This window comes from Streptomyces sp. NPDC005576 (assembly GCF_042871745.1).
GTDB lineage: Bacteria > Actinomycetota > Actinomycetes > Streptomycetales > Streptomycetaceae > Streptomyces.
On the sequence record NZ_JBIAJC010000001.1, the window covers coordinates 478,786 to 504,134 of the forward strand.

General features: G+C 70.4%; 17 protein-coding genes and 1 tRNA gene. 7 read left to right on the forward strand and 11 right to left on the reverse strand.

What is annotated here, in order from left to right; all coding sequences use genetic code 11:
• Window positions 1-98 precede the first annotated feature (98 nt).
• Complete coding sequence (locus tag ACFYPN_RS02125) at window positions 99-1,499, forward strand: pyridoxal phosphate-dependent decarboxylase family protein (RefSeq protein ID WP_389296449.1); 1,401 nt, start codon at window positions 99-101, stop codon at window positions 1,497-1,499.
• Window positions 1,496-2,929 (forward strand): lysine N(6)-hydroxylase/L-ornithine N(5)-oxygenase family protein, encoded by a 1,434-nt coding sequence (locus ACFYPN_RS02130; RefSeq protein WP_389296450.1) that lies wholly within the window; start codon window positions 1,496-1,498, stop codon window positions 2,927-2,929. Before ACFYPN_RS02125 ends, ACFYPN_RS02130 begins: the two co-directional genes overlap by 4 nt.
• 95 nt (window positions 2,930-3,024) lie before the next feature.
• On the opposite strand, the gene ACFYPN_RS02135 is transcribed toward ACFYPN_RS02130, so the two are convergent.
• A complete protein-coding gene (locus tag ACFYPN_RS02135) occupies window positions 3,025-4,851 on the reverse strand; it encodes a bifunctional metallophosphatase/5'-nucleotidase (RefSeq protein ID WP_389296451.1) in 1,827 nt (608 codons plus the stop codon).
• 355 nt (window positions 4,852-5,206) lie between these two features.
• On the opposite strand from ACFYPN_RS02135, the gene pyk reads away from it, so the two are divergent.
• A complete protein-coding gene (gene pyk, locus ACFYPN_RS02140; RefSeq protein ID WP_358759946.1) occupies window positions 5,207-6,643 on the forward strand; it encodes a pyruvate kinase in 1,437 nt (478 codons plus the stop codon).
• Between the two features lie 47 nt (window positions 6,644-6,690).
• On the opposite strand, the gene ACFYPN_RS02145 is transcribed toward pyk, so the two are convergent.
• Together ACFYPN_RS02145 and ACFYPN_RS02150 are read right to left on the reverse strand one after the other, a co-directional pair.
• Window positions 6,691-7,473, reverse strand: a complete 783-nt coding sequence (locus ACFYPN_RS02145) for a transcriptional regulator (protein WP_389296452.1) — start codon at window positions 7,471-7,473, stop codon at window positions 6,691-6,693.
• Between the two features lie 109 nt (window positions 7,474-7,582).
• A tRNA-Leu gene (locus ACFYPN_RS02150) sits at window positions 7,583-7,657 on the reverse strand.
• Between the two features lie 100 nt (window positions 7,658-7,757).
• On the opposite strand from ACFYPN_RS02150, the gene ACFYPN_RS02155 reads away from it, so the two are divergent.
• Window positions 7,758-8,414: a response regulator gene (locus tag ACFYPN_RS02155; protein ID WP_358759943.1), complete on the forward strand. Its 657-nt coding sequence runs from the start codon at window positions 7,758-7,760 to the stop codon at window positions 8,412-8,414.
• Window positions 8,415-8,504: 90 nt separating this feature from the next.
• Here the strand turns inward: ACFYPN_RS02155 and ACFYPN_RS02160 are convergent, their stop codons facing one another.
• From ACFYPN_RS02160 to ACFYPN_RS02185, 6 genes are all read right to left on the reverse strand, one after another.
• A complete protein-coding gene (locus ACFYPN_RS02160; protein ID WP_358759941.1) occupies window positions 8,505-9,221 on the reverse strand; it encodes an ABC transporter ATP-binding protein in 717 nt (238 codons plus the stop codon).
• Entirely contained in the window at window positions 9,218-10,150 is a 933-nt protein-coding gene (locus ACFYPN_RS02165; protein WP_358759984.1) for an ABC transporter ATP-binding protein, read from the reverse strand. Before ACFYPN_RS02165 ends, ACFYPN_RS02160 begins: the two co-directional genes overlap by 4 nt.
• Before the next feature lie 5 nt (window positions 10,151-10,155).
• Window positions 10,156-11,952: a branched-chain amino acid ABC transporter permease gene (locus tag ACFYPN_RS02170; RefSeq protein WP_358759939.1), complete on the reverse strand. Its 1,797-nt coding sequence runs from the start codon at window positions 11,950-11,952 to the stop codon at window positions 10,156-10,158.
• A gap of 5 nt (window positions 11,953-11,957) precedes the next feature.
• Window positions 11,958-12,887 (reverse strand): branched-chain amino acid ABC transporter permease, encoded by a 930-nt coding sequence (locus tag ACFYPN_RS02175; RefSeq protein WP_358759937.1) that lies wholly within the window; start codon window positions 12,885-12,887, stop codon window positions 11,958-11,960.
• A gap of 109 nt (window positions 12,888-12,996) precedes the next feature.
• The gene (locus tag ACFYPN_RS02180; protein ID WP_358759982.1) at window positions 12,997-14,223 is read right to left on the reverse strand and encodes a branched-chain amino acid ABC transporter substrate-binding protein; all 1,227 of its coding nucleotides are present in this window, start codon (window positions 14,221-14,223) and stop codon (window positions 12,997-12,999) included.
• Window positions 14,224-14,823: 600 nt separating this feature from the next.
• Window positions 14,824-15,288, reverse strand: coding sequence for a hotdog fold thioesterase (locus ACFYPN_RS02185; RefSeq protein ID WP_358759935.1), 465 nt, complete (start codon window positions 15,286-15,288; stop codon window positions 14,824-14,826).
• A gap of 285 nt (window positions 15,289-15,573) precedes the next feature.
• Here ACFYPN_RS02185 and mptB point away from each other — a divergent pair, with 285 nt between their 5' ends.
• Window positions 15,574-17,070 (forward strand): polyprenol phosphomannose-dependent alpha 1,6 mannosyltransferase MptB, encoded by a 1,497-nt coding sequence (mptB, locus tag ACFYPN_RS02190; RefSeq protein ID WP_358759933.1) that lies wholly within the window; start codon window positions 15,574-15,576, stop codon window positions 17,068-17,070.
• A 90-nt stretch (window positions 17,071-17,160) separates the two neighbouring features.
• Here mptB and ACFYPN_RS02195 read toward each other — a convergent pair whose 3' ends face one another.
• Window positions 17,161-19,434 carry an FdhF/YdeP family oxidoreductase gene (locus ACFYPN_RS02195; RefSeq protein WP_358759931.1) on the reverse strand — a complete coding sequence of 758 codons (2,274 nt, stop codon included), beginning with the start codon at window positions 19,432-19,434 and terminating at the stop codon, window positions 17,161-17,163.
• Window positions 19,435-19,568: 134 nt separating this feature from the next.
• Between ACFYPN_RS02195 and polA the strand changes: the two genes are divergently transcribed.
• On the forward strand, window positions 19,569-22,280 hold the full coding sequence (polA, locus tag ACFYPN_RS02200; RefSeq protein WP_358759929.1) for a DNA polymerase I: 2,712 nt from the start codon (window positions 19,569-19,571) through the stop codon (window positions 22,278-22,280).
• A gap of 78 nt (window positions 22,281-22,358) precedes the next feature.
• On the opposite strand, the gene ACFYPN_RS02205 is transcribed toward polA, so the two are convergent.
• Window positions 22,359-23,309 carry a DUF4184 family protein gene (locus tag ACFYPN_RS02205; RefSeq protein WP_358759927.1) on the reverse strand — a complete coding sequence of 317 codons (951 nt, stop codon included), beginning with the start codon at window positions 23,307-23,309 and terminating at the stop codon, window positions 22,359-22,361.
• 270 nt (window positions 23,310-23,579) lie between these two features.
• Between ACFYPN_RS02205 and ACFYPN_RS02210 the strand changes: the two genes are divergently transcribed.
• A complete protein-coding gene (locus tag ACFYPN_RS02210) occupies window positions 23,580-25,307 on the forward strand; it encodes a lytic transglycosylase domain-containing protein (RefSeq protein WP_389296453.1) in 1,728 nt (575 codons plus the stop codon).
• The last annotated feature ends 42 nt before the right edge of the window (window positions 25,308-25,349 follow it).

Below are 25,349 nucleotides of genomic sequence, written 5' to 3' on the forward strand. Positions count from 1 at the left end.
TCGTTGGACCGTGCGGCCCAGGGGGTGTCCCGCACACCCGAACAGAGCGGCGCCCGCACGTCCACGCCACCACACCACCGAAGGGGCAGCCCACACCCATGTCCACCACCCCACCCCTCGCCGGCGGCACCGCGGGCCCCGACCACCTCCGCCCCCTGCTCGACACCGTCCTCGCCGCCCTCCACGAAGGCGCCACCCGCCGCGCCGGCCCCCTCCCCGCCGGCGGCCCCGCCGCCACCACCGCCCGAACCCGCCACGCCATCGGCCCCCTCCTCCCCGACCGGGGCACCGGCGCCCACCACGCCCTGCTCACCCTCGTCACCGCCCTCGCCGAAGGCGCCGCGGACCCCGCGCACCCCCACTGCACGGCCCACCTCCACACCCCGCCGCTGGCCCTCGCCGCAGCCGCCGACCTCGCCGCCTCCGCCCTCAACCCCTCCATGGACTCCTGGGACCAGGCGCCCGCCGCCACCACCCTCGAAGCCGAACTCACCACCACGCTCGCCCGCGAGATCTACCCCCGCCACCCCCACCCCGACGCCGTCATCACCACCGGCGGCACCGAAGCCAACCAGCTCGCCCTCCTCCTGGCCCGCGAACGCCACGGCCCCGTACAGACCATCCACGCCACCAGCGCCCACCACAGCATCACCCGCGCCGCCTGGCTCCTCGGCCTCCCCGAACCCCACGTCCTCCCCGCCCCCACCGGCGTCATGGACGTCGCCGCCCTCCACCACGCCCTCACCACCACCCCCGGCCCCCACCTCGTCACCGCCACCGCCGGCACCACCGACACCGGCGCCATCGACCCACTCGCCGACATCGCCGACCTCTGCGACACCCACGGCGCCGACCTCCACATCGACGCCGCCTACGGCGGAACCCTCCTCTTCAGCCCCACCCACCGCACCAAGATCCACGGCCTCCACCGGGCCGACAGCGTCACCCTCGACCTCCACAAACTCGGCTGGCAACCCGCCCCCGCCGGCCTCCTCGCCGTCCCCCGCCACCACCACCTCGCCCCCCTCCACCACCTCGCCCCCTACCTCAACGCCGACGACGACACCGAAGCCGGCATCCCCGACACCCTCGGCCGCTCCCTGCGCACCACCCGACGGCCCGACGCCCTCAAAATCGCCGTCACCCTCCAAGCCCTCGGCCGCGACGGACTCGCCGACCTCATCGACCGCACCCTCGCCACCGCACACGACCTCGCCGACCTCATCACCCGCACCCCCGGCCTCGAACTCCACGCACCCCCCACCATCAGCACCGTCCTCTTCCGCCCCACCGACGCCGACGACCGCACCGTCGCCACCCTCCGCCGCACCCTCCTCGACCGCGGCCACGCCGTCCTCGGCCGCGCCCACGCCGACGACCGGCTCTGGCTCAAAGCCACCCTCCTCAACCCCCACACCACCCCCGCCGACCTCACCGCCCTCCTCACCCACGTCACCCGCCTCGACGCCGAACTCACGGAAGGCCGCACCCACCGATGACCGACCGCCCCACCCCCACCGCCGACCAACCCCACGACCTCGTCGGCATCGGCATCGGCCCCTTCAACCTCTCCCTCGCCGCCCTCGCCGCCCTCGCCCACGAGGGCCGCCGACCCCGCGCCCCCCAAGCCGCGCTGACCACCGCCTTCTACGAACAACGCCCCGCGTTCCACTGGCACCCCGGCCTCCTCATCGACGGTGCCACCCTCCAAGTCCCCTTCATCGCCGACCTGGTCACCCTCGCCGACCCCACCAGCCCCTGGACCTTCCTCAACTACCTCCGCACCCGCGACCGCCTCTACCCCTTCTACTTCGCCGAGCGCTTCCACATCCAACGCGCCGAATACGACGCCTACTGCCGCTGGGTCACCCACCAACTCCCCGGCCTCCACTTCGGCCACCAGGTCGACGCCATCCGCTGGAACCCCGAACGCGCCCTCTTCGAAGTCGACTTCACCCAACTCGACCCCGACGGAGAGGCCGAAGCCCTCGGCCGCGCCCACGCCCGCCACATCGCCCTCGGCATCGGCACCGAACCCCACGTCCCCGCCCCCCTCCAGCCCTTCGCCGACGCCGAGGACATCCCCGTCATCCACTCCGGCGACTACCTCGGCCACCGCGAAGAACTCCTGCGCGCCGGACACATCACCGTCATCGGCTCAGGACAATCCGGCGCCGAGATCTTCCTCGACCTGCTGCGCGCCCGCCCCCACGGCCACGAGAAACTCCACTGGCTCGCCCGCACCCCCGCGTTCGCCCCGATGGAATACTCCAAGCTCGGCCTCGAACACTTCACCCCCGACTACACCCGCTACTTCCACGGCCTCCCCGAAGAGACCCGCGACCACCTCGTCACCCGGCAGTGGCAACTCCACAAGGGCATCGACACCGACACCATCGCCGCCATCCACGACGAGCTCTACCGGCGCACCCTCCACGGCGGCTGGCCCGACGCCACCCTCACCCCCGGCGTCCGGGTACGCACCGCGGGCCGCCTCGCCGGAAACCGCCTCGAACTCCACCTCGAACACACCGAGCAGGGCACCCGCACCCGCCACACCACCGACGCAGTCGTCCTCGCCACCGGCTACCGCGAACGCCCCCTCGACACCCTCCTCACCGCCCTCGCCCCGCACATCCGCCGCGACACCGCCGGCCGCCCCCGGGTCGACCTCCACCACCGCCTCGAACTCGACCCCGCCATCACCGGCAACATCTACGTCCAGAACGCCGAACGCCACACCCACGGCGTCGGCGCCCCCGACCTCGGCCTCGCCGCCCACCGCAGCGCCACCATCCTCAACCACCTCACCGGCACCACCCCCTACCCCCTCCCCGACCGCACCGCCTTCACCACCTTCGGCCTCACGCCCCACCCCGCCGTCCCCCCGCAGCACACCCCCCGCGCCCCCCACCACCAGAACACCTGACCCACCCGCACCCCACACGAAAGGGCGGCCACCCCGACCCGAAAGCCGGAGCGACCGCCCCACCACACCCGCGCACACCGAGTACGCGACAGCCCTCAGAACACCGGCACGCCGTCCCGCGTCAGACGCCACCCCACCGAAGCGAACTCCGCCGGGTCGACCTCACCCTTCGCCGTCACCCACGCGATGATCGTGTTCCGGATCTCGTCCGAATTCGCCCACACCTGCTGCGCCCCCGGAACGTGCGGGAAGTTGCCGCCGCCGCTCGCCCGGTAGTTGTTCACCGCCAGCACGAACTTCGCGGCCGGGTCGATCGCCGCACCCTCGAACGACAACCCCACGATCCGCGAACCCGCGGGCTTCGCGATGTCGATGTCGTACGTCACGCCCGACAGCGCGTCGTAGTTGTAGTCCGGCGTGTTGTCCGCGTTCGTCAGCTTCGAGGTGTCCACCGCGGTGCCCGCAGCCGTCTGCACGTAGTACCGGGCCGAGAACTCCAGGTAGTCCTTCACCTGGGCACCCGTGACGACCCGCGCCTCCAGCGTGTTCTCGAACGGGTACAGGCCCGCCGCGTCCTTGATCGTGACGTTGCCCGCCGGGATCGAGGCCGTACGCGAGAAGCACGACGCCTGCGAGAGCACCGGCAGCGACGCGAACTCCCCGCCCGCCAGCGCCGCCTTCACGGTCTCCGCCTGGACGTGGTTGATCAGGTCGATGATCGGCTCGTCCTTCCACGGCGCGTCCGACGTGGTCATCGCCGAGACCGAGGTACCGATGACCTGGTTCACATAGGCCACCACCTTCGTGTGCTCGTCCTCCAGGAGACGGGTGATCTTCTTGTCCTCGGCCACCGTGTTGGAGTTCAGCACCTGGGCGCCGACCTTCTCGACCGTCCAGCGGCCCTTCTCCCACACCAGGTCGAAGTCGAACAACGTCAGACGCTGGCCCCACTTCGCCGGCTCCGAGAGCACGACCTGCTTGCCCGTCTCCTTGTTCGTCACGAAGTACTCGGGGATCTCCGCGTGCGCGTGACCCACCAGGATCGCGTCGATCCCCGGAACCTGCTCCGCCACCAGACCGGCCGCGTTCTCCACGTACGGGACCTGGTCACCGTACGACGACGTGCCCGACGTGCCCGAGTGCGCCGAAACGATCACGACGTCCGCACCCATCGAACGCAGCTTCGGCACCCAGTGGGCCGCCTGCTCCTCCAGACCCGGGAACACCATCTTCCCGCTCACGTTCGCCTTGTCCCAGATCGCGATCCCCGGGTTCGTCAGACCCAGCACCGCCACCCGCACGTCCCTGCCGTGCGGCGTCCGCAGGTGCTTGATCACATACGGGGCGAACGCCGGCTTCAGCGTCTTCGCGTCCAGCGCGTTCGCACCGAGCAGCGGGAAGTCCAGCTGCTCCTCGAACTTCCGCAGCACCGGAATCCCGTAGTTGAACTCGTGATTTCCGAGCGCCGCCGCGTCGTAACCGATCGCGTTCATCGCCTGCGCCATCGGGTGCACCGGACCACGCTTCGCGGTGATCGGGTCGATCTTCGCGTAGTAATACGAAAGCTGAGTGCCCTGGATCGTGTCACCGGCGTCGATCAGGAGCGTGTTGCCGCGCCCCCGCTCCGCCCGGATCTTCTCCACCAGTGTCGAGATCTTCGCCAGGCCGACGTCGTTGTGCGCGGCGTCGTCGTACTCCTTGTCCGTGAAGTAGTCCCAGTTGAAGACGTTGCCGTGCATGTCCGTCGTCCCCATGACGGTGAACGAGTACCGCTTCTCGTGGCTCTCGCCATGCCCGTGCCCGTGCCCGTGGCTCGACGGCGCGGCGGCCTGGGCCTCTCCCGCGACAACCCCGCCCGCGAGTGCGACACCCGCGCCCGCGGCTGCCGAACGGCCCAGAAACGTTCTGCGGTTCAACGGCATTCTTCGTACTCCTCGTTCAGTCGGACGACGTGTGCGACCGGCACGCGGCCAGGCCGTTCCACGTTCATGACGCGCGTAGATTCTGACGCAGTCGGCGCATGCAGAACACCCTGTCCAGATTTCGATCTGGTGACCGTCAGCGCACGAACGACTGTTCCTGACGGAACATCTGCTCGATCGTCCGGGCTCCGGAAGCTCTCCGGCGCCCCTCGCACGCCCGACCGGCGCCCCCGAAACGCTCATCGGAGCGACCGTCCGCGCAATTCAACACCTGTCAACATCCCTTAACCGAAAGGATGTTGGACGGTCATGCGGAGCCAATTGCCTACCCGTAGGTAAGGTCTAGGCTCGAAACATGCGCCGAGCGAAAATCGTCTGCACCCTGGGACCCGCGACCGACTCGTACGACCAGATCAAAGCCCTGGTCGAAGCGGGAATGGACATCGCCCGCTTCAACCTCAGCCACGGAAGCTACGCCGAGCACGAACAGCGGTACCACCACGTCCGCAAAGCCTCCGAGGAGACCGGCCGCAGCGTCGGCATCCTCGCCGACCTCCAAGGCCCGAAGATCCGCCTCGGGCGTTTCCGCGAAGGCCCCGTACTCCTTGAACGCGGAGACACCTTCACCATCACCGTCGAACCCCTCACCGACGGCGACAAGAACACCTGCGGCACCACCTACGACGGCCTCGCCGCCGACGTCACCCCCGGCGAGCGCATCCTCGTCGACGACGGCCGCGTCGCACTCCAGGTGACCGCCGTCGACGGCCCCCGCATCCGGACCACCGTCATCGAAGGCGGACTGGTCTCCGACAACAAAGGCCTCAACCTCCCCGGCGTCGCCGTCTCCGTCCCCGCCCTCTCCGACAAGGACATCGACGACCTCCGCTGGGCCCTGCGCATCGGCGCCGACGTCATCGCCCTCTCCTTCGTCCGCAGCGGAAAGGACATCGTCGACGTCCACCGCGTCATGACCGAGGAAGGCCGCCGCCTCCCCGTCATCGCCAAAGTCGAAAAGCCCCAGGCCGTCGAGAACATCGACGACATCGTCGCCGCCTTCGACGGCATCATGGTCGCCCGCGGTGACCTCGGCGTCGAAATGCCCCTGGAACAGGTCCCCATCGTCCAGAAACGCGCCGTCAAACTGGCCAAACGCAACGCCAAACCCGTCATCGTCGCCACCCAGATGCTCGACTCGATGATCGAGAACTCCCGCCCCACCCGCGCCGAAGCCTCCGACGTCGCCAACGCCATCATCGACGGCACCGACGCCGTGATGCTCTCCGGCGAGACCAGCGTCGGCCGCTACCCCATCGAGACCGTACGCACCATGTCCCGCATCGTCGAAGCCGCCGAGGAGGACATCCTCGCCAAGGGCTTGCCCCCGCTCACCGACCGGAGCAAGCCCCGCACCCAGGGCGGTGCCGTCGCACGCGCCGCAGCCGAGATGGGCGACTTCCTCGGAGCCAAGTTCCTCGTCGCCTTCACCCAGAGCGGCGACACCGCCAAACGGCTCTCCCGCTACCGCTCACCCATCCCGCTCCTCGCCTTCACCCCCGACACCGCCACCCGCGCCCAGCTCAACCTCACCTGGGGCGTCGAAACCTTCCTCGGCCCGCACGTCGAATCCACCGACGCGATGGTCGCCCAGGTCGACGAGGAGCTCCTGCGCATCGGCCGCTGCGCCAAGGGCGACGTCATCGTCATCACCGCCGGCTCCCCGCCCGGCCTCGCGGGCTCCACCAACCTGGTCCGCGTCCACCACGTCGGCGAGGACGACAGCCCCAAGTAGTCCGCTCCCGGCTCTCCCGAGGCTCTGGCCTCCCGCACCCGGGGCTCTCAGTACTTCGGCCCGACGTGCGCGTCCATCAGCGCGACGGATGCCCGTCGGGCGACGGAGACGTTGTACCGCCGCCCCGCCCTGTCGCAGTGCCTCCACTCCACACCGAGCACGTCCAGCGTGTCCGTGTAGAGCCGCCGGATGTCGTCCGAGACGTTGGTGAACCAGTACCTCGGATACTCGTACCGCTTCGGCACTCCGCCGACGAGTCGCGTGGTCCAGTTCGTGGCGCGGCAGCCGTCCGAATGGACCAGCCCGCGCACGAGCTCCCAGGGGTACGCGGCGACGATCTCCCGCTGCCAGGGTTCGAGGACGATGCGGCGCTCGTGCTTCTTGCCGGGGCCGTGCTGGGGGAAGAGGCAGGGCCAGTGCTTGCTGTACGCGGTGACGTACTGGCATCCGGCGGCCCGCACCCGCATGACCTTGTTCGCTGGGCGGACCTGCCGCACGGCCTCGGCGCAGGCGTCGATGAGACCCGGCCAGGCGTCGGCGCACGCGATGCGCAAGGCGTGCACCCCCCGTCCGCGCGGCGCCGCGCTGATGCAGCCGTCGCCCAGATAGAGCCCGAGCAGGTACGCGTAGGCGTCTGCGGGCTCGATCGGGGTGGGGGTGTCGGCGCATCGGGGGCAGGGTCCCGCGCGGGACGCGTCGAGCGGTTCGAGACGAATCTGCCAGGAGCGGATGGCGGAACGGGAGACGCCGGTGAGCCTGCTCACGGAGTTGAGACTCCGGCCCTGCGCCACCAGCGCGAGGGCATGCTTGCGGGTTCCCAGGTCGTACATGGGACCGAGCTTTGCCGGAAGATGCGGGGCGGGGGCGCGAGTCGGCAGGCCGTACTCAGATCCAGTGAAGTTCGATCAATGCGCGCGCGCCTTTGAAACGAAGGAAAAGTACCCCGAGTCGGACTCGAACCGACACTGTATGGGTTTTGAATCCATTGTCTCTAACCAATTGGACTACCGGGGCTCGCGGAATCGAAGGTTAACCTCGACCCGCTGATGATCCACCATACCGTAGCTAGGTAGGCTCTTGGGAGCAGTACCCCTGTCCTTACCGAGGAGCCCCCGTGACCACGCCCGAGTCGCCCGAGCCCGCAGACGCCGTCGACGACGACAAGTCGCACGTTCCGCCGCTGACGACCCGCGTCGTCATCGCCGAGGACGAAGCGCTCATCCGCCTGGACCTCAAGGAGATGCTGGAGGAAGAGGGGTACGCGGTCGTCGGTGAGGCCGGTGACGGTCAGCAGGCCGTCGAGCTGGCCCGGGAGCACAAGCCCGACCTGGTCATCCTCGACGTCAAGATGCCGGTGCTCGACGGGATCTCCGCGGCCGAGAAGATCGCCGAGGAGTCCATCGCGCCGGTCCTCATGCTCACCGCGTTCTCGCAGCGCGACCTCGTGGAGCGGGCCCGCGACGCCGGGGCCATGGCGTACCTCGTGAAGCCGTTCAGCAAGAGCGACGTCGTGCCCGCGATCGAGATGGCGGTGTCCCGCTTCGCCGAGCTGCGGGCACTGGAGAACGAGGTCGCGGACCTGGCCCAGCGGCTGGAGACGCGGAAGCTGGTCGACCGGGCGAAGAGCATTCTGCAGACCGACTACGGTCTCTCCGAGCCGGCCGCGTTCCGCTGGATCCAGAAGACCTCGATGGACCGGCGGCTCTCCATGCAGCAGCTGGCCGAGGCGCTGATCGCGGACGCCGAGGAGAAGAAGAAAGCGGCCGAGTAACGGCTCGCCTCCCCTTCCGTACGCCCGTACGCCACAGGGCCCGCACACCCGATCGCTCGGTGTGCGGGCCCTGTGCCATGCGTGCGGGGGTCAGTCCTCGCCGAGGTAGGCCTTGCGGACCGACTCGTCGTGCAGGAGGTCGGCTCCGGTACCGGAGAGGACGATCTTGCCTATCTCCATGACGTGGCCCTGGTCCGCGAGGGAGAGGGCCGCCTGGGCGTTCTGCTCGACCAGGAGGATCGTCGTTCCGGAGGACCGGAGTTCGACGATGGTCTCCATGATCTTCTGCATCATGATCGGGGAGAGGCCCATCGAGGGCTCGTCCAGCATGAGCAGCTTGGGCCGCGACATCATGGCCCGTCCCATGGCGAGCATCTGCTGTTCGCCGCCCGAAAGGGTCCCGGCGGACTGCTTACGGCGTTCCCCGAGGATGGGGAAGAGGTCGTAGGCGCGCTGGACGTCCTGCTCGATGCCCGCCTTGTCGCTGCGCAGGTAGGCGCCGAGGAGGAGGTTCTCGGCGATCGTCAGCCGGGGGAAGATGTGGCGTCCCTCGGGGGAGTGGGCGAGGCCCAGGGCGACGATCTTGTGGGCGGGGACGTCGGAGAGGGGCTTTCCGTCGAAGACGATGCGGCCGCCGGCGGGCTTGAGGAGCCCGGAGAGGGTGCGCAGCGTCGTCGTCTTTCCGGCGCCATTGGTGCCGATGAGGGTGACGACCTGGCCGGCTTCGACGCTGAACGAGATGCCCTTGACGGCTTCGATCTTGCCGTAGGCGACGCGGAGGTCCTCGACTTCCAGGAGTGCGGTCATGAGGTTTCCTCCTCGGCGGTGGTGCCGGTGGTGCTTTCCGCGGCGGTGGTCTCCGCAGCCGCGGAGTGGCCGGCTTCGGCCGCTTCGACCTCGGCGACCTCGTCGGCGCCGGGGGCTCCTTCGAAGGGGGTGCCGAGGTAGGCGGCGATGACGCGTTCGTCGCTCTGGACGGTGCTGGGCGTGCCCTCGACGAGTTTCTCGCCCTGGACGAGGCAGGCGACGCGGTCGCAGAGGTTGAAGATGAAGCGCATGTCGTGCTCGATGACGAGTACGGCGATGCCCTGGTCGCGGATGGCGAAGATGAGTTCTTCGGTGACGCGGGTTTCCTGCGGGTTCATGCCGGCGGTGGGCTCGTCGAGGAGGAGGAGTCCGGGGTCGCTGGCGAGGGCGCGCGCGATTTCCAGTTTGCGCTGTTCTCCGTAGGGGAGGTTGCGCGAGAGGTGGTCGGCTTTGTGGGCGAGGCCGATGAACTCCAGGAGTTCCATGGCCCGTTCGCGGCTGGCCTTCTCGGCGCGGGTGTGGCTGGGCAGGCGCAGCAGGGCGGACCAGAGTCCGTCGTTGGTGCGGGTGTGGCGGCCGACGAGGACGTTTTCCAGGACGGTCATGTTGGCGAAGAGCCGGATGTTCTGGAAGGTGCGGGCGATGCCTGCCTGGGTGACGAGGTGGGGTTTGGGCGGCAGGACGGTGCCTTTGTAGCTGACCTTGCCCTCGGTGGGGACGTAGAGGCCGGTGAGGCAGTTGAAGAAGGTGGTCTTTCCGGCGCCGTTCGGGCCGATGAGGCCGACGATCTCGCCGCTGTCGACGGTGAGGGAGACGTCGCGGACGGCGGTGAGGCCGCCGAAGCGCATGGTCACACCGGTGGCGTCGAGGACGGTGGTGCCGGTCGTGGGGGCGCCGGGGTTGTCGGTGGTGTTCGTGGTGGTGGTCATGGTGGTCACGCCCCCGCCTTGGCGATGCCGGCGCCGGTGTCCTCGGACTGCCGTGGTTCGGGTACGTCGGGCTGGTTGCTCGGGTCGTCGGCGTCGGACTCGTGGAATTCGAGCTGCTTCCGGCGGTCGGCGATGAGGCCTTCGGGGCGGAAGCGCATCAGCAGGATGAGTGCGATGCCGAAGAGGAGGAGCTGGTAGTCCTGCATGAACTGGAGCTTTGCCGGGATGAGGTAGAGCAGTGCGGCGCCGACGAAGGGTCCGCTGAGGGTGCCCATGCCGCCGAGGATGACAGCGGCGAGGAGGAAGGCGGAGTTCGGGGGTACGGCGCCGGCGAACTGGTACTGCTCGGGCGTCACGGTGTAGTTGACGTGGGCCTGGACGGTCCCGGCGAGGCCGGCGAGGGTGGCGCCGAGGGCGAAGGCGAGCAGCTTGAGCCGGAAGGCGTTGATGCCCATGGCGGTGGCGGCGGTCTCGTCCTCGCGGATGGCGACCCAGGCGCGGCCGATGCGGGAGTCGCCGGAGCGGCGGAAGACGAGGACGACGACGGCGGTGACGAGGAGCATCAGCAGGAAGTAGTTGGCGGACCTGCTGAGGCTGAAGGGGCCGATGTCGTGGCTCTCCCCGAAGGCGAATCCGAGGATGTCGAGGTCGGGGATGGAGGGGATGCCCTGGGATCCGTTGGTGAGGTCGGGTCCGCTGTTGCCGTTGAGGTTGTTGACGGTGACGCGGAAGATCTCTCCGAAACCGAGGGTGACGATGGCGAGGTAGTCGCCGCGCAGCCGCAGGGTGGGGGCGCCGATGAAGACGCCGAAGATCAGGGAGACGCCTGCTCCGGTGAGGGCCGCTGCCCAGAAGGGGAAGTGGATGCCGATCGCGGAGGCGGAGGCGCCGGAGAGGAGGGCGGAGGTGTAGGCGCCGACGCCGAGGAAGGCGACGTATCCGAGGTCGAGGAGGCCGGCCAGGCCGACGACGACGTTGAGGCCCAGGGCGACGGCCGCGAAGATGAGGATGTTCGTGCCGATGAGCGTGAATTCGCCGGTGGACTGCGTGAAGGGGAAGCAGAAGGCGGCGACGAGGGCGGCGGTGAGGGTGACGTTGCGGTGTTTCACCGTCAGTGCGGTCATGCGGGCGAGGAGGCCGGCACGGTGGAGGGCGGTGAAGCCGAAGCCGAAGCTGAGCAGCGACCCGATGAAGAGTTCGGTGTACTCGGTGTCGATGATGAACGAGAAGAGGTACAGGGCGACGCCGAAGGTGGCGGCGATGATGAGGATTTCGGCCCAGGCGGGGAGTTCGCGGGCGCGGGGCGGAGCGGGGGCGGTCAGGCTGTTGCCGAGGACGGCGAGGCCACTGGGGTTCTCGTCGGTGAGCGCTTGGTCGGCGGGGAGGCCGAAGGCGGCGAGCACGGCGATGAGTGCGCCGGCGAGGCTGACCCAGGCGCCGGGTTCGAGGTTGACGACGCCGCCGAGGTCGACGGTGATGGCGCCGACGGCGTAGCCGGTGGTGGCGAGGACGGCGAGTGCGGCGTAGCGCACGGAGGCGTTGGGGCCGCCGGGGGTGAGCCAGCGGAGTCCCCGGACGCCGTATCCGGAGAGGATGAGGAGGAGGGTGATGAGGGAGCCGACGAGGGTGAGGACCTGGAGGCCGCCGGGGTAGCCGGTGACAGTGAGGTCGCCGGGGAACTCGTCGGTCCAGGTCCAGGCGAGGAAGGTGCCCGCGAGGGCGATGGCCGTGCCGGCGGTGGTGAGGGCGCGGGCGGTCGCGGGGGGCAGGCCGAGGGGTGCGCGGGTGGTGTGTGTGGTCATCGCTGTCACGCCCGATCCGCGACGCGTTCGCCGAGCAGCCCTTGTGGCCGCAGCAGCAGGACGACGATGAGGAGCACGAAGGCCCACACGTCCTTCCAGGCGCCGCCACCGAAGAGTTCCATGCCGGGGACGTCGCTCATGTAGCCGGTGGCGAGTGCCTCGGCGAGGCCGAGGACGACGCCGCCGAGCATGGCGCCGTAGATGTTGCCGATACCGCCGAGTACGGCGGCGGTGAACGCTTTGAGGCCCATGAGGAAGCCCATTTTGAAGCCGATCTGGCCGTTCTTGAGCCCGTAGGCGACGGCGGCGACGGCGGCGAACGCGGCGCCGATGGCGAAGGCCATGACGATGATGCGGTCGGTGTTGATGCCCATGAGCTTGGCGGTGTCGGGGTCCTGCGAGGTGGCCTGCATGCCGCGGCCGGCGCGGGTCTTGGAGACGAAGAGGCCGAGGGCGAGCATGCAGACGGGTGCGGCGATGAGGACGAAGAGGTCGCCGCGCTGGACGTGGGCGCCGAGGAGGTCGAAGGCGCTTCCCTTGAACTGGGGGAAGGAGCGGTCGGCCTTGGCGTCCGGGTACCACATCCAGACGGCCTGCTGGAGGGCGAGGGAGAGGCCGATCGCGGTGATCAGGGGGGCGAGGCGGGGCGCGTTGCGCAGTGGCCGGTAGGCGAAGCGTTCGGCGGCGACGCTGACGGCGACGGAGCAGATCACGCCGCCGAGGATCATGAGGGGGACGATGGCGAGGAGGTTCGAACCGGAGGGCATCCAGAGGTACACGGTGAGCGCCCCGAAGCCTCCGATCATGAAGATTTCGCCGTGTGCGAAGTTGATGAGCTGGATGATTCCGTAGACCATCGTGTAACCGATCGCGATGAGACCGTACATCGCGCCGAGGATGAGTCCGTTGGCCAGCTGTTGCGGCAGTTCGTGCACCGCAGGGCCTCCGTTGGAGTGGTTCGGATATGGCACCGCGCGGGAGCGCTGATGGCGCTCCCGCGCGGTTTGGCTGCCTGGTGGCGACCGAAGTGGGGTGGTGGGGTGCTTACTTGGTGACGGCCTCGCTGAGCTTGGAGACCCACTTGCCACCGTCGACCTGGTAGGCGGTCATCATGGTGTTGGTGGTGTCACCGAACTCGTCGAAGGCGACCGGGCCGGTCACGCCGTCGAACTGGACCTTGGCCATGGCGTCGAGGACCTTGGTGCGGCTGTCCGCGGGGATCTTGCCGTCGTTGGCGGCGGCCACGATCTTGACGGCCTCGATGATGGACCAGGTGGCGTCGTAGGTGCCGCCGCCGTACGCCTCGTAGGCGTCCTTGTAGCCGGCCGTCTTGTAGTCCGCGATGAACTTCTTGGCGGAGTCGAGCTCCTCGACGGGCTTGCCGACCGAGGTGGCGATGTCGCCCTGGGCCTTCTTGTTCAGGCTGATGAAGTCGGCGCTGTACATGCCGTCGCCGCCCATGAGCGGGATGTTGACGCTGTCCTTGAGCTGCTGGCTCAGGGGTGCGCCGGCGGGGTACTCACCGCCGTAGTAGACGGCCTTGGCGCCGGAGCTCTTCACCTTGGTGACGACGGAGTTGAAGTCGCGGTCGTCGGGGTTGACGTGGTCGCTGCCGACGATCTTTCCACCGAGTCCGGTGAAGGTCGTCTTGAAGGAGGCGGCGAGGCCGGCGCCGTACGTCTTCTGGTCGTCGATCAGGTAGACGGCCTTGATGCCCGCGTCCTTGAACAGGTACTTCGCCGCGAAGGCGCCCTGGATGGCGTCGGTGGTGGCGGTGCGGAAGTACGTCTTGAACGGGCGCTTCTTGGCGCTGTCGCCGTCCTTCCAGTTGTCGCCCTGGGTCAGCTCGGTGCCGGTGTTGGCGGGCGAGACCTGGGTGAGGCTGGCGTCCTCGAAGGGCTTCTGCATCGACTGGGCGACGCTGGAGTTCAGCGGGCCGACGACGCCGACGAGGTCCTTGTTGCCGATGAACTTCTGGGCGTTCTGGCCACCGACGGAGGGCTGGGCCTGGTCGTCGAGCGGCTGGAGCTCGAACTTGATGCCCGGGACCGTGTTCTCCTTGTTCGCCGTCTTGACGGCGAGGTCGGCGGAGTTCTTGATGCCGAGGCCGAGGGCGGAGAGGTCGCCGCTCAGGGGGGCGTCGAGGCCGATGACGACGGTCTGGGTCTCACCGCTGCCGCTTGCGCCGTCGCTGCCCTTGTCGTCGTCGCGCGACCCGCAGGCGGTGAGGGTGAGTGCTCCGGTGGTGAGCACTGCGGTGAGTATGAGCATGGAACGGTGTCGCACGAAAAGTCCTTTCCCTGGCGCGGCCTCCTCCGTTGAGGTGCCTGTCGTCCGCCAAGCCGTACGTACTGGGTACAGGGGCGTGCTGCTGCCGCGCCCGGCGGCGCGGTGACTGGCGGTGACTCTAGGCGCAGGTGGTGGGGGTGTGGACGGGTGTGGGCAAGGATGTGACTGTCTTGTTATGACTTGAGCAAGGCTTGAGGTGACGTGGGGGCCCGTGCCGGTTAGGGCCTGGCGGATTCCTCTCGCATGGTGAGAACGCGCAGCTCTGCTAAGGGGCTTGGGGTGATCTTGGTGCTGACGGGCGGGAGTGTGCGGCGCTCGGGAGCGAGGGGCGTGAGGGGCGCGGAGTGAGGTGTGGGGCGGGGGCGGCGTTCATTGCGCGCCTGTTACGCAGTGTTACGCCGGGCAGTTCGCTGCTCCGTCGTGCTCCCGGGGTGGCGTGAAGCGGTGTGTCGAACCCCGTCCGATGCAAAGGTAGTTGGCCGGGTCTCATGGTCAACCGGCGTTACGTGTAGTGCGCATGGAGATGCCCGGCCGGATCGTTCGGGGGCCCGGCCGGGCAGGTGGGAGCGGGGGTGCGGTGGGTCAGCCCACGGTCGGCGCCTCGCGCAGCAGGCAGGTGAGGCGGGCGGTGCAGACGCGCCGGTCGTGGTCGTCGGTGATGACGATCTCGTAGGTGGCGGTGGAGCGTCCGCGGTGTACGGGGGTGGCGACTCCGGTCACCAGTCCGCTGCGGGCGCCCCGGTGGTGGGTGCAGTTGAGGTCGACGCCGACCGCGATCCTCCCCGCGCCGCCGTGGAGCATGGAGCCGACGGAGCCGAGGGTCTCGGCGAGCACCGCGGAAGCCCCGCCGTGCAGGAGCCCGTAGGGCTGGGTGTTGCCCTCGACCGGCATGGTGCCGACGACGCGGTCCGCGGACGCCTCGGTGATCCGCACACCCATCCGTTCGCCGAGATGGCCGGCGGAGAAGAGGGCGGGCAGGTCGATACCGAGGGCGGCGTACTCCTCGATGACGTCCTGCGGGAAGACGGGTGCGCTCTGGTCGCCCATGGGTTCGGCTCCGTTCGTCCGGTGGTGTCTTCGCTGTGCGCTCCGTTCTTATCAGAGACCACTGAGCGCGTGCTTAGGCGACGGTCCGCCGTCCCGGACGGTTCCGGACGATTCCCGACGGTTCCGGTCGATGACGGCACGTGACGGCACGTGACGGCACGTGACGGCACATGACGCACATGACGGAACGGGACAGCTGATTCCGGCCGGATTCCGGTCCGCCGGTCGTCCCCGGCCGGCCGCTGGGGGATGTGGGCGTTCACGTCGGTTCGATAGGTTGGCCCGATGCGGGGACTGGGTGTCGTGGGATGTCGTCGGCTGGGACTGGCCGGTTCGCTGGCGGTCGGTGCGGGCGGCTGGGTCGCCGGAAGCCTTCCGGCGCACGACCCTTGGGGCTGGTGGACGGACCGGGGCCCGGCGGTGACGACGGCCGGAGCCGCCCTCGCCTACGCGGGACTCACCGTCCTTCTCGTCGCCTGGTGGGCGTACGGCCGGACCGGGGCCGGCGTACGGCACACGCTGGTGACGCTCGCCTGGTGGGTGGCGCCGCTGCTGCTGGTGCCGCCCCTGTACAGCGCGGACGTGTACAGCTACGTCGCGCAGGGGGCGATGGTCCTCGAAGGGCACGACGTGTACAGCCAGGGTCCCGCGGTCCTCGACCCGGCGGGACCCGCCGGGGACGCGGCGGCGAGCGTGGGCCGGAACTGGACCGACACCCCCGCTCCGTACGGCCCCTTCTTCCTGCTGCTGGCACGGGGCGCGGTGGCGCTCACCGGTGGCACCCTGGTCCCCGCGGTCCTCGCGCTGAGACTGGTCGCGGTGGCGGCGCTGCTGCTGATCGTGTGGTCGGTACGGCGCCTGGCGCGGGAGTACGGGGCCGACGAGAGCGGCGCGTTGTGGCTCGCGGCGCTCAACCCCCTGCTTCTCGTCCACGTGGTGGGCGGAGCGCACAACGACGGGCTGATGGCCGGCCTCGCGCTGGCCGGCGCGGTCTGCGCGCTGCGGGGGCGCTGGGTGTTCGGCGCGGTACTGATCGGACTGGCGATGATGGTCAAGTCACCGGCCGCGCTGGCCCTGTTGTTCGTCGGCGTGGTGGTGGGGAGGGGGTCCGCCGGTTCGCCCGCCCGTCGGATCGTGACCGGACTTTTCGGGCCGGGCCTGGTCGCCGCCGCGACGGTGCTCGCGGTCTCCGCGGTGAGCGGCACCGGCTTCGGCTGGCTGCGCACGCAGGGCGTCGCGGCGGGCATCCACACCTGGCTCTCCCTCTCCAGCGACCTCGGGGCCGGCCTCGGCGCGCTCGCCCGCCTGACGACCGTGGCGGACCAGGACGCGGTGCAGTCGCTCGTACGGTTCCTCGGACTCGCCGTGGCGGCCGTCCTCGTCGTACGTCTCGGACGCCGCGCGGCCGTCGGCCGCCTGGACCCCGTACTGGCGCTGGGCCTGGCACTGACGGCACTGGTGGTGCTCTCCCCGATGGTGCAGCCGTGGTACGTCCTGTGGGGGGTGCCGTTCATCGCCGTACGGGCGTGCCGGGGGGTCGCAGGCCGGAGGCTGGCGGTCCTCTCGGCGGCGCTGGTGTACGAGACGCACCCCTCGGGCTCGACGCCGTGGGCCGGCTTCGCGGTGATGGGGGCCGTCGCGGTGGTGGGCCTGTTGCTGCTGCGCCGGGAGGCCGTGGCGGACCGGGCCGGGGGTGGGGGCGACGGTGGGTTCGGAGTGCCGGGTCCCCGCCGCGCGGACCCGGTGCGCGACGGCCTTCCCACCGGCGCCGCCCCGGTCTGAGGCCGCCGGGCCGGTACGGGGCGGCCCGCCCGTTCCGGTCCGTAGCCGGCGGCCCCGGTGAGGAGCCGCCGGGCCGCCCGTGGGTCCGGGTCAGCCGGAGTTCTCGAAGCGCACCACGACCGACTTGCTGGCGGGGGTGTTGCTGGTGTCGGCGGTCGAGTCGAGCGGGACCAGGACGTTCGTCTCGGGGTAGTAGGCGGCGGCGCAGCCCCGGGCGGTGGGGTAGTGGACGATCCGGAAGCCGGGGGCGCGGCGTTCGGTGCCGTCCTTCCACTCGCTGACGAGGTCGGTGTGGGCGCCGTCGTCGAGGCCGAGTTCGCGGGCGTCGTCGGGGTTGACGAGGACGACGCGGCGGCCGTCCTTGATGCCGCGGTAGCGGTCGTCGAGTCCGTAGATCGTGGTGTTGTACTGGTCGTGGGAGCGCAGGGTCTGCAACAGCAGTCGGCCCGCCGGGAGTTCCGGGTACTCGACGGGTGCGGCGGTGAAGTTGGCCTTGCCGGTCGCGGTCGGGAAGCGGCGGGCGTCGCGCGGGCCGTGCGGGAGGGTGAATCCGCCGGGGCGGGCGACGCGTGCGTTGAAGTCCTCGAAGCCGGGAACCACGCGGGCGATGCGGTCGCGGATCGTGCCGTAGTCCTTCTCGAACTCCTCCCAGGGGGTCCTCGAACCGGGCCCGAGTACGGCGCGCGCCATGCGGGCGACGATGGCGGGTTCGGAGAGCAGGTGCGGGCTCGCCGGGGCGAGGTTGCCGCGGGAGGCGTGCACCATGCTCATGGAGTCCTCGACGGTGACGAACTGCTTGCCGCCGGCCTGGACGTCCTTGTCGGTGCGGCCGAGGGTCGGCAGGATCAGGGCGCGGCTGCCGGTGACCGCGTGGGAGCGGTTGAGCTTGGTCGACACGTGCACGGTGAGGCGGGCGCGGCGCATCGCGGCCTCGGTGACCTCGGTGTCGGGGGTGGCGGCGACGAAGTTGCCGCCCATAGCGAAGAAGACCTTGGCGTCGCCGTCGCGCAGGGCGCGGATGGCGCGGACCACGTCGTACCCGTGGTGGCGGGGCGAGGTGATGCCGAACTCCCGGTCGAGGGCGTCGAGGAAGGCGGGTGCGGGGCGCTCGTAGATGCCCATGGTGCGGTCGCCCTGGACGTTGGAGTGGCCGCGCACCGGGCAGACCCCGGCTCCGGGGCGGCCGATGTTCCCGCGCAGCAGGAGGAAGTTGACTACCTCGCGGATGGTGGGCACCGAGTGCTTGTGCTGGGTGAGGCCCATCGCCCAGCAGACGATGGTGCGCTCGGAGGCGAGGACCAGGGCGAGGGCCTTCTCGATGTCGGCCTGCTCCAGCCCGGTGGCGGTGAGCGTGGATTCCCAGTCGGCTTCCCGGGCGGTGCGGGCGAACTCCTCGTACCCGTGGGTGTGTTCGTCGACGAACGCGGTGTCGACGGCGCCCTCGGTCTCCAGGACCAGCTTGTTGAGGAGGCGGAAGAGAGCCTGGTCGCCGCCGAGACGGATCTGGAGGAAGAGGTCGGTGAGAGCGGTGCCCTTGATCATGCCGAGCGGGGTCTGCGGGTTCTTGAAGCGTTCCAGTCCCGCCTCGGGCAGCGGGTTCACCGAGATGATCTTCGCCCCGGCGTTCTTCGCCTTCTCCAGGGCGGAGAGCATGCGCGGGTGGTTGGTGCCGGGGTTCTGCCCGGCGACGATGATCAGATCGGCGTGGTGGAGATCCTCCAGGGAGACGCTGCCCTTGCCTATGCCGATGGTCTCCGCGAGCGCCGAGCCGGACGACTCGTGGCACATGTTGGAGCAGTCCGGGAGGTTGTTCGTGCCGTACTCGCGGGCGAAGAGCTGGAGGAGGAACGCCGCCTCGTTGCTGGTGCGGCCGGAGGTGTAGAAGAGGGCCTCGTCGGGGGAGCCGAGCGCACGGAGTTCTTCGGCAATGATGGCGAAGGCGTCGTCCCAGCCGATCGCCTCGTAGGTGTCCGCGCCCTCGGGGAGGTACATCGGATGCGTGATCCTGCCCTGCTGGCCGAGCCAGTACCCGCTGCGGCCGGCCAGGTCGGAGACCGGGTGCGCGGCGAAGAACTCCGGGGTGACGCGGCGCAGCGTCGCCTCCTCGGCGACGGCCTTGGCACCGTTCTCGCAGAACTCCGCGGTGTGGCGTTCGTCGCCCTCCGGCCAGGCGCAGCCGGGGCAGTCGAAGCCGTTCTTCTGATTGACCCTGAGGAGGGTCCGGGCGGTACGGGCCACCCCCATCTGCTGCTGGGCCATGAGCAGCGAGTGGGCGACGGCGGGCAGTCCGGCGGCGGCGTGCTGGGCCTCGCGCACCTGCGGGGCGTCCTGGACCGGGTCTCCGGTCGGGGGCTTCGTGGCCATGGTCTCTCCCCTTCGAGCGCGTGGGTCTCTCCCGTTCGATCCTGTCATGGCGTCGGAGGGCGCCCCCGGAAGGAGGGGGCGACGGGAGCCGCGGGCGGTCCTCGATGTCGGCGGGCCGTGGCAGGATCGGGTATGTGGCTGAGACAGCATCGAAGAAGACGGCAGACAACCGACCGCGCCTGCTCCTCATGGACGGGCACTCCCTGGCGTACCGGGCGTTCTTCGCCCTGCCCGCGGAGAATTTCACGACCGGGACGGGGCAGCCGACGAACGCCGTGTACGGCTTCGCCTCGATGCTGGCGAACACGCTGCGCGACGAGGCGCCCACCCACTTCGCGGTGGCGTTCGACGTGTCCCGCAAGACCTGGCGCTCCCAGGAGTTCCCCGAGTACAAGGCGAACCGCTCGAAGACGCCCGACGAGTTCAAGGGGCAGGTCGAGCTGATCGGCGAGCTGCTGGACGCGATGCACGCCGACCGGTTCGCCGTCGACGGCTTCGAGGCCGACGACGTGATCGCCACCCTCGCCACCCAGGCGGAGGCCGCCGGGTTCGAGGTGCTGATCGTCACGGGCGACCGCGACTCCTTCCAGCTCATCACCGAGAACGTCACGGTCCTCTACCCCACCAAGGGTGTCTCCGAGCTGACCCGCTTCACCCCGGAGAAGGTCGAGGAGAAGTACGGCCTCACCCCCGCCCAGTACCCGGACTTCGCCGCGCTGCGCGGCGACCCGTCGGACAACCTCCCCGGCATCCCCAAGGTGGGCGAGAAGACCGCCGCGAAGTGGATCAACCAGTTCGGGTCCTTCGACGAGCTGGTGGCGCGCGCCGACGAGGTGAAGGGCGTCGCGGGACAGAACTTCCGCGACCACCTGGACTCGGTGCGGATGAACCGCCGGCTGACCGAGATGGTGCGCGACGTGGAGCTCCCGAAGGGCCCCGCCGAGCTGGAGCGCGCCCCCTACGACCGCAACGCCGTCACCGGCGTGCTGGACGTCCTGGAGATCCGCAATCCGAGCCTGCGGGAGCGGCTGCTCGCCGTCGACCCCGGCGCGGCCGAGGAGGAAGCACCCGCCCCCGCCGCCGGGGTGGAGCTCGACGGCACGGTGCTGGGCACCGGACAGGTCGCCGCATGGCTGGCCGAGCACGGCGCCCAGCCGCTGGGCATGGCCACCGTGGACACCTGGGCGCTCGGCACCGGCACCGTCACCGAGATCGCCCTCGCGGCGGTCGGCGGGGCCGCGGCCTGGCTCGACCCCACGGAGCTGGACCCCTCGGACGAGGCGGCGTTCACCGCCTGGCTCGCCGACCCGGCGCGGCCGAAGGTCCTGCACAACGCCAAGGCGGCCATGCGGGTCTTCCCCGAACTCGGCTGGCACATCGAGGGCGTCACCATGGACACCGCGCTCGCGGCGTACCTGGTGAAGCCGGGACGCCGGTCGTTCGCGCTGGACGCCCTCGCGGTCGAGTACCTCCACCGCGAGCTGGCCCCGGCCGCCGCGGCGGACGGGCAGCTGGCGTTCGGCGCGGACGACCGCGCCGAGGCGGACGCCCTGATGACGCAGGCCCGCGCGGTCCTCGACCTCGGAGCCGCGTTCTCCGTCCGGCTCCGTGAGGTCGGCGCGCTCGACCTGCTGCACGACATGGAACTCCCCACCTCGATCCTGCTGGCCCGGCTGGAGCGGCACGGCATCGCCGCCGACCGCGCCCATCTGGAGTCGATGGAGCAGCAGTTCGCGGGCGCCGTGCAGCAGGCCACAAAGGAAGCGCACGCGGCGGTGGGCCGGGAGTTCAACCTCGGCTCGCCCAAGCAGCTCCAGGAGGTCCTCTTCGGCGAACTGGGCCTGCCCAGGACGAAGAAGACGAAGACCGGTTACACCACCGACGCCGACGCCCTGGCCTGGCTCGCCGCACAGACCGAGCACGAGCTGCCGGTGATCATGCTGCGCCACCGCGAGCAGGCGAAGCTGCGGGTCACCGTCGAGGGCCTGGTCAAGACGATCGCGGCGGACGGACGCATCCACACCACCTTCAACCAGACGGTGGCGGCGACCGGCCGTCTCTCCTCCACCGACCCCAACCTCCAGAACATCCCGGTCCGTACGGACGAGGGGCGCGCGATCCGCCGGGGCTTCGTCGTCGGCGAGGGCTTCGAGACGCTGATGACGGCGGACTACAGCCAGATCGAGCTCCGGGTGATGGCCCACCTCTCCGAGGACGCCGGCCTGATCGAGGCGTTCACCTCCGGCGAGGACCTGCACACCACCGTCGCCTCCCAGGTGTTCGGCGTGGACAAGTCGGCCGTCGACCCGGAGATGCGGCGCAAGATCAAGGCCATGTCGTACGGACTCGCCTACGGTCTCTCCGCGTTCGGGCTCTCCCAGCAGCTCAACATCGAGGCGGGCGAGGCACGTGGCCTGATGGACACGTACTTCGAGCGCTTCGGCGGAGTACGCGACTACCTCCACCGGGTCGTGGAGGAGGCGAGGTCCACCGGGTACACCGAGACGGTCTTCGGCCGCCGCCGGTACCTCCCCGACCTCAACAGCGACAACCGCCAGCGGCGCGAGACGGCGGAGCGGATGGCGCTCAACGCCCCGATCCAGGGCACCGCCGCGGACATCGTCAAGGTCGCGATGCTCAAGGTGGACAGTGCGCTGACCGCGGCCGAGCTGAAATCGCGCATGCTGCTCCAGGTCCACGACGAAATCGTGCTGGAGATCGCACCGGGTGAGAGCGCCGAGGTGGAGCGGATCCTGCGCCACGAGATGGCGTCGGCCGTGTCGCTGCGGGCGCCGCTGGACGTGTCGGTCGGCGTGGGAACCGACTGGGAGTCCGCAGCGCACTGACGGCATCCGAGGAAGCGCGCTCCGACCGGGCGCGCCCTCTCGCGGGACGGAGGCCGGGCACGACGTGCCCGGCCTCCGTCATGTCCGCGTCGGGGCGCGGCGGCGGAGGTCCGGGGTGCCCGTCCGTCCACGCCCCCGCAGCCGCACCCACGTCGCGTACACCACCAGTCCTGCGGCGAGCCCGGAACCGGCCCCGAAGCAGGCGGCGGGGACGAAGTCGAGCGCGGCGTCGATGAACCCCGGGTACCCGGGACGCCAGGAGTGCCCGGAGTGCGCGTACTGACGGGCGCAGCGGTGCACGCCGCCCAGCAGCACGCCCCCCGCGAGGACCGCCCCGGCCACCCGGCGGTCCCGCCGGTCGAGCTCCGGTAGGGCGGATGCCGCGCACTCCGGCGCGGACCCGGACCCGGAGCCGGTACGCCGCCGGGCCGATTCGGTGAGCGCCGGTGCGGAGAGCGCCGATTCGGGCAGTGCTGGTGCGGAGACCGCCGATACGGAGAAGAGCGCGAGGGCGATGAGCGCCAGAGCCGACGAGCCGTACTGGACGAGCCGGTAGACGGGTTGCCCGGCGAGGCTTCCGCCCAGGAACGGCAGGAGTTCGCTGCCCCAGCGGTCGTGGTGGGTGAAGGCGTCCCACACGACGTGCGTGGCCGAACCCACCACGGCGGAGAGCAGGAACGCCCCCGCCTCCCGGACCCCGAGCCCGCCCTTCATCCGGCGACCGCGCACCCACCCGTACACCCGGGGCTGCCGGGACGGGGGGAGCAGCGCGACGAGGGGTTCACGCAGCAGCAGCCAGAGGGCGAGCAGGGCGCCTGTGATCAGCACGTCGACCGTCACCACACCGGCTGCGGAGTGGGTGAAGCTGCCGAACTCCATGGCCCCGGGAACCACGCTGTCCGCGAAGTAGGTGACGTCGGGGGCGAACGAGCCCGCGACGAGCGCCGATGCGAGCAGCGGTCCGCGCGCGGTGCCGCTCCGGCGGATGAGGGGCAGGACGGCGGCGGCGTGGCTGAGGGTGAACGGCATGACGGCAGTATGCTTACGGGCCGGTGCGGACCACGCACCCCCTGCCCACGGGGAGCCCGCCCACGCATCTCCTGGTTGAAGAAGGCCCGTTCGGCGGAAAGGCTGTCCCGTTCGGGTAGAGAGAGGCAGGACAACGTGTGCTGAACATCGTGAAAAACGCGTGAGAACCGGTCAATCGTCTGTGTTGAAGTATCAGAAGTTGCCGTAGGGTCACGGGAGTCCTCGCGCTGGGGAGCGCGAACAGCCGTCATCGGGGAGGGACCAGACCATATGGCAGCACAATTCGGCCGTCGCCTGCGCAGAGGGGCCACCAGCACCGCGGTGGCCGCCGCTGTCGTCGCGGCACTCTCCGCCTCCCAGGCGCCCGGCGCCCCCCTGGCCCAGGCCACGCCCCCCGGCGGGACCGACATGCCGACCGCGGCCGAACCCGAACAGGGCGCCGCCACCGGCAACGACGGCTACCACACGGACCTGCCGCCGCTGACCACTCCCAACGCCCCGACCGTCTCGGTCGGTCTGCCCGTCGGCAGTGCCGAATCGGGCATTCCGGCCTCGGTGCTCGGCGCGTACAAGCAGGCCCAGTCGACCATCGCCGGCACCGACCCGGCCTGTCGGCTGCCCTGGCAACTCCTCGCCGCCATCGGCAAGGTGGAGTCGGGTCAGGCGCGGGGCGGCAAGGTCGACGCGAGTGGTACGACGCTCACCCCGATCCTCGGCCCCGCCCTCGACGGCAACGGCTTCGCGCTCATCCAGGACACGGACGACGGCGCGTACGACAGCGACGCGGTCCACGACCGCGCGGTCGGGCCGATGCAGTTCATCCCGTCCACCTGGGCCACCTGGGGCCAGGACGCCAACGGTGACGGACGCAAGGACCCCAACAACGTCTACGACGCGGCGCTCGCCGCCGGACGTTACCTCTGCGCCGGTTCCCGGGACCTGTCCACCGGCAGCGACATCGACCGGGCGGTGCTGAGTTACAACCACTCCTCCGCCTACCTGTCGACCGTGCGTTCCTGGTTCGAGTACTACAACGACGGGGCGCACCCGGTGCCCGACGGAACCGGAGTCCTGCCGACCACTCCCGGCCCGGCGACCACCCCCGCCACCCGCCCGGTCTCCGCCTCCCCGTCGCCCTCGACCCCGCCTTCCCACCCGTCCTCCCCCTCGCCCACCCCCTCCACGGACGGGAAGCCGGGAAGCGCCTCGCCCTCCCCGAGCCCCACCACACCGCCGAGCGGCAACCCTGCGGGCACCCTGCCCGCCAAGCCGCCCACGACCACCACGCCTCCCCCGCCCTCCCAGGCGCTCAAGCTCTCCGGCATCAAGGACGCGGGCACCGGCACGCTGACCGCCGTGACGGGCCAGGAGTTCGCCGGGAGCGTCACCGTGCGGGCCGTCGACGGCCAGGGCAACGGCTTCGCCAAGGCCCCCGTCACCTTCACGATCAGCGGTGACACCGACGCCCACTTCGCCGGCGGGGCCACGACCGCCGAGGCCGTCACCGCGGCGGACGGCACCGCCGGCGCCCCGGCGCTCGTCGCGGGCGAAACCACGGGCGACTTCCGGATCCACGCCGTCGCAGGCACCACCACGCGGTTCAGCCTCGACGTCACGGCGACCGTCACCGCCCGCCGGGCCGACACGGTCACCCGGACGACCAGCACCGAGCTGACCGCCGCCCCGGACGGTGACTTCGCCGGTGTCCAGGTCAGGGCGACCCTCGACGGGGCCGTCGCTTCCGGCGTCGCCGCCACCGCCACGATCCTCACCAGCGGCGGGGAAGCCGTCCAGGACGGCCAGGGCCCCCACTTCACGGGTGAGGGTGACTCCGTCGTCAGCACGCTCACCGGCCTGACGACCGACACGGACGGCCTGCTCTCCCTCCCGCAGATCCACGCGGGCGGTACGGCGGGAACGTACAAGCTGCGGATCACCACCGAGGGCGGCGCCGTCCTCGACATCGAGCTCACCGTGGAGGCGGCCCCGGCCGCCTGACGCCGCTCAGCACGCCCAGCGCGCCCGTACCGGGCAGGCACT

Bases quoted from the DNA above. Each gene is read 5' to 3' on its own strand.
- ACFYPN_RS02210 (WP_389296453.1), top strand. From the start codon at position 23,580: ATGGCAGCACAATTCGGCCGTCGCCTGCGCAGAGGGGCCACCAGCACC.
- ACFYPN_RS02130 (WP_389296450.1), top strand. From the start codon at position 1,496: ATGACCGACCGCCCCACCCCCACCGCCGACCAACCCCACGACCTCGTC.
- ACFYPN_RS02185 (WP_358759935.1), bottom strand. From the start codon at position 15,288: ATGGGCGACCAGAGCGCACCCGTCTTCCCGCAGGACGTCATCGAGGAG.
- ACFYPN_RS02170 (WP_358759939.1), bottom strand. From the start codon at position 11,952: ATGACCACACACACCACCCGCGCACCCCTCGGCCTGCCCCCCGCGACC.
- ACFYPN_RS02180 (WP_358759982.1), bottom strand. From the start codon at position 14,223: ATGCTCATACTCACCGCAGTGCTCACCACCGGAGCACTCACCCTCACC.
- ACFYPN_RS02125 (WP_389296449.1), top strand. From the start codon at position 99: ATGTCCACCACCCCACCCCTCGCCGGCGGCACCGCGGGCCCCGACCAC.
- ACFYPN_RS02165 (WP_358759984.1), bottom strand. From the start codon at position 10,150: ATGACCACCACCACGAACACCACCGACAACCCCGGCGCCCCCACGACC.
- ACFYPN_RS02145 (WP_389296452.1), bottom strand. From the start codon at position 7,473: ATGTACGACCTGGGAACCCGCAAGCATGCCCTCGCGCTGGTGGCGCAG.
- mptB (WP_358759933.1), top strand. From the start codon at position 15,574: ATGCGGGGACTGGGTGTCGTGGGATGTCGTCGGCTGGGACTGGCCGGT.
- ACFYPN_RS02135 (WP_389296451.1), bottom strand. From the start codon at position 4,851: ATGCCGTTGAACCGCAGAACGTTTCTGGGCCGTTCGGCAGCCGCGGGC.
- ACFYPN_RS02195 (WP_358759931.1), bottom strand. From the start codon at position 19,434: ATGGCCACGAAGCCCCCGACCGGAGACCCGGTCCAGGACGCCCCGCAG.
- pyk (WP_358759946.1), top strand. From the start codon at position 5,207: ATGCGCCGAGCGAAAATCGTCTGCACCCTGGGACCCGCGACCGACTCG.
- ACFYPN_RS02160 (WP_358759941.1), bottom strand. From the start codon at position 9,221: ATGACCGCACTCCTGGAAGTCGAGGACCTCCGCGTCGCCTACGGCAAG.
- ACFYPN_RS02205 (WP_358759927.1), bottom strand. From the start codon at position 23,309: ATGCCGTTCACCCTCAGCCACGCCGCCGCCGTCCTGCCCCTCATCCGC.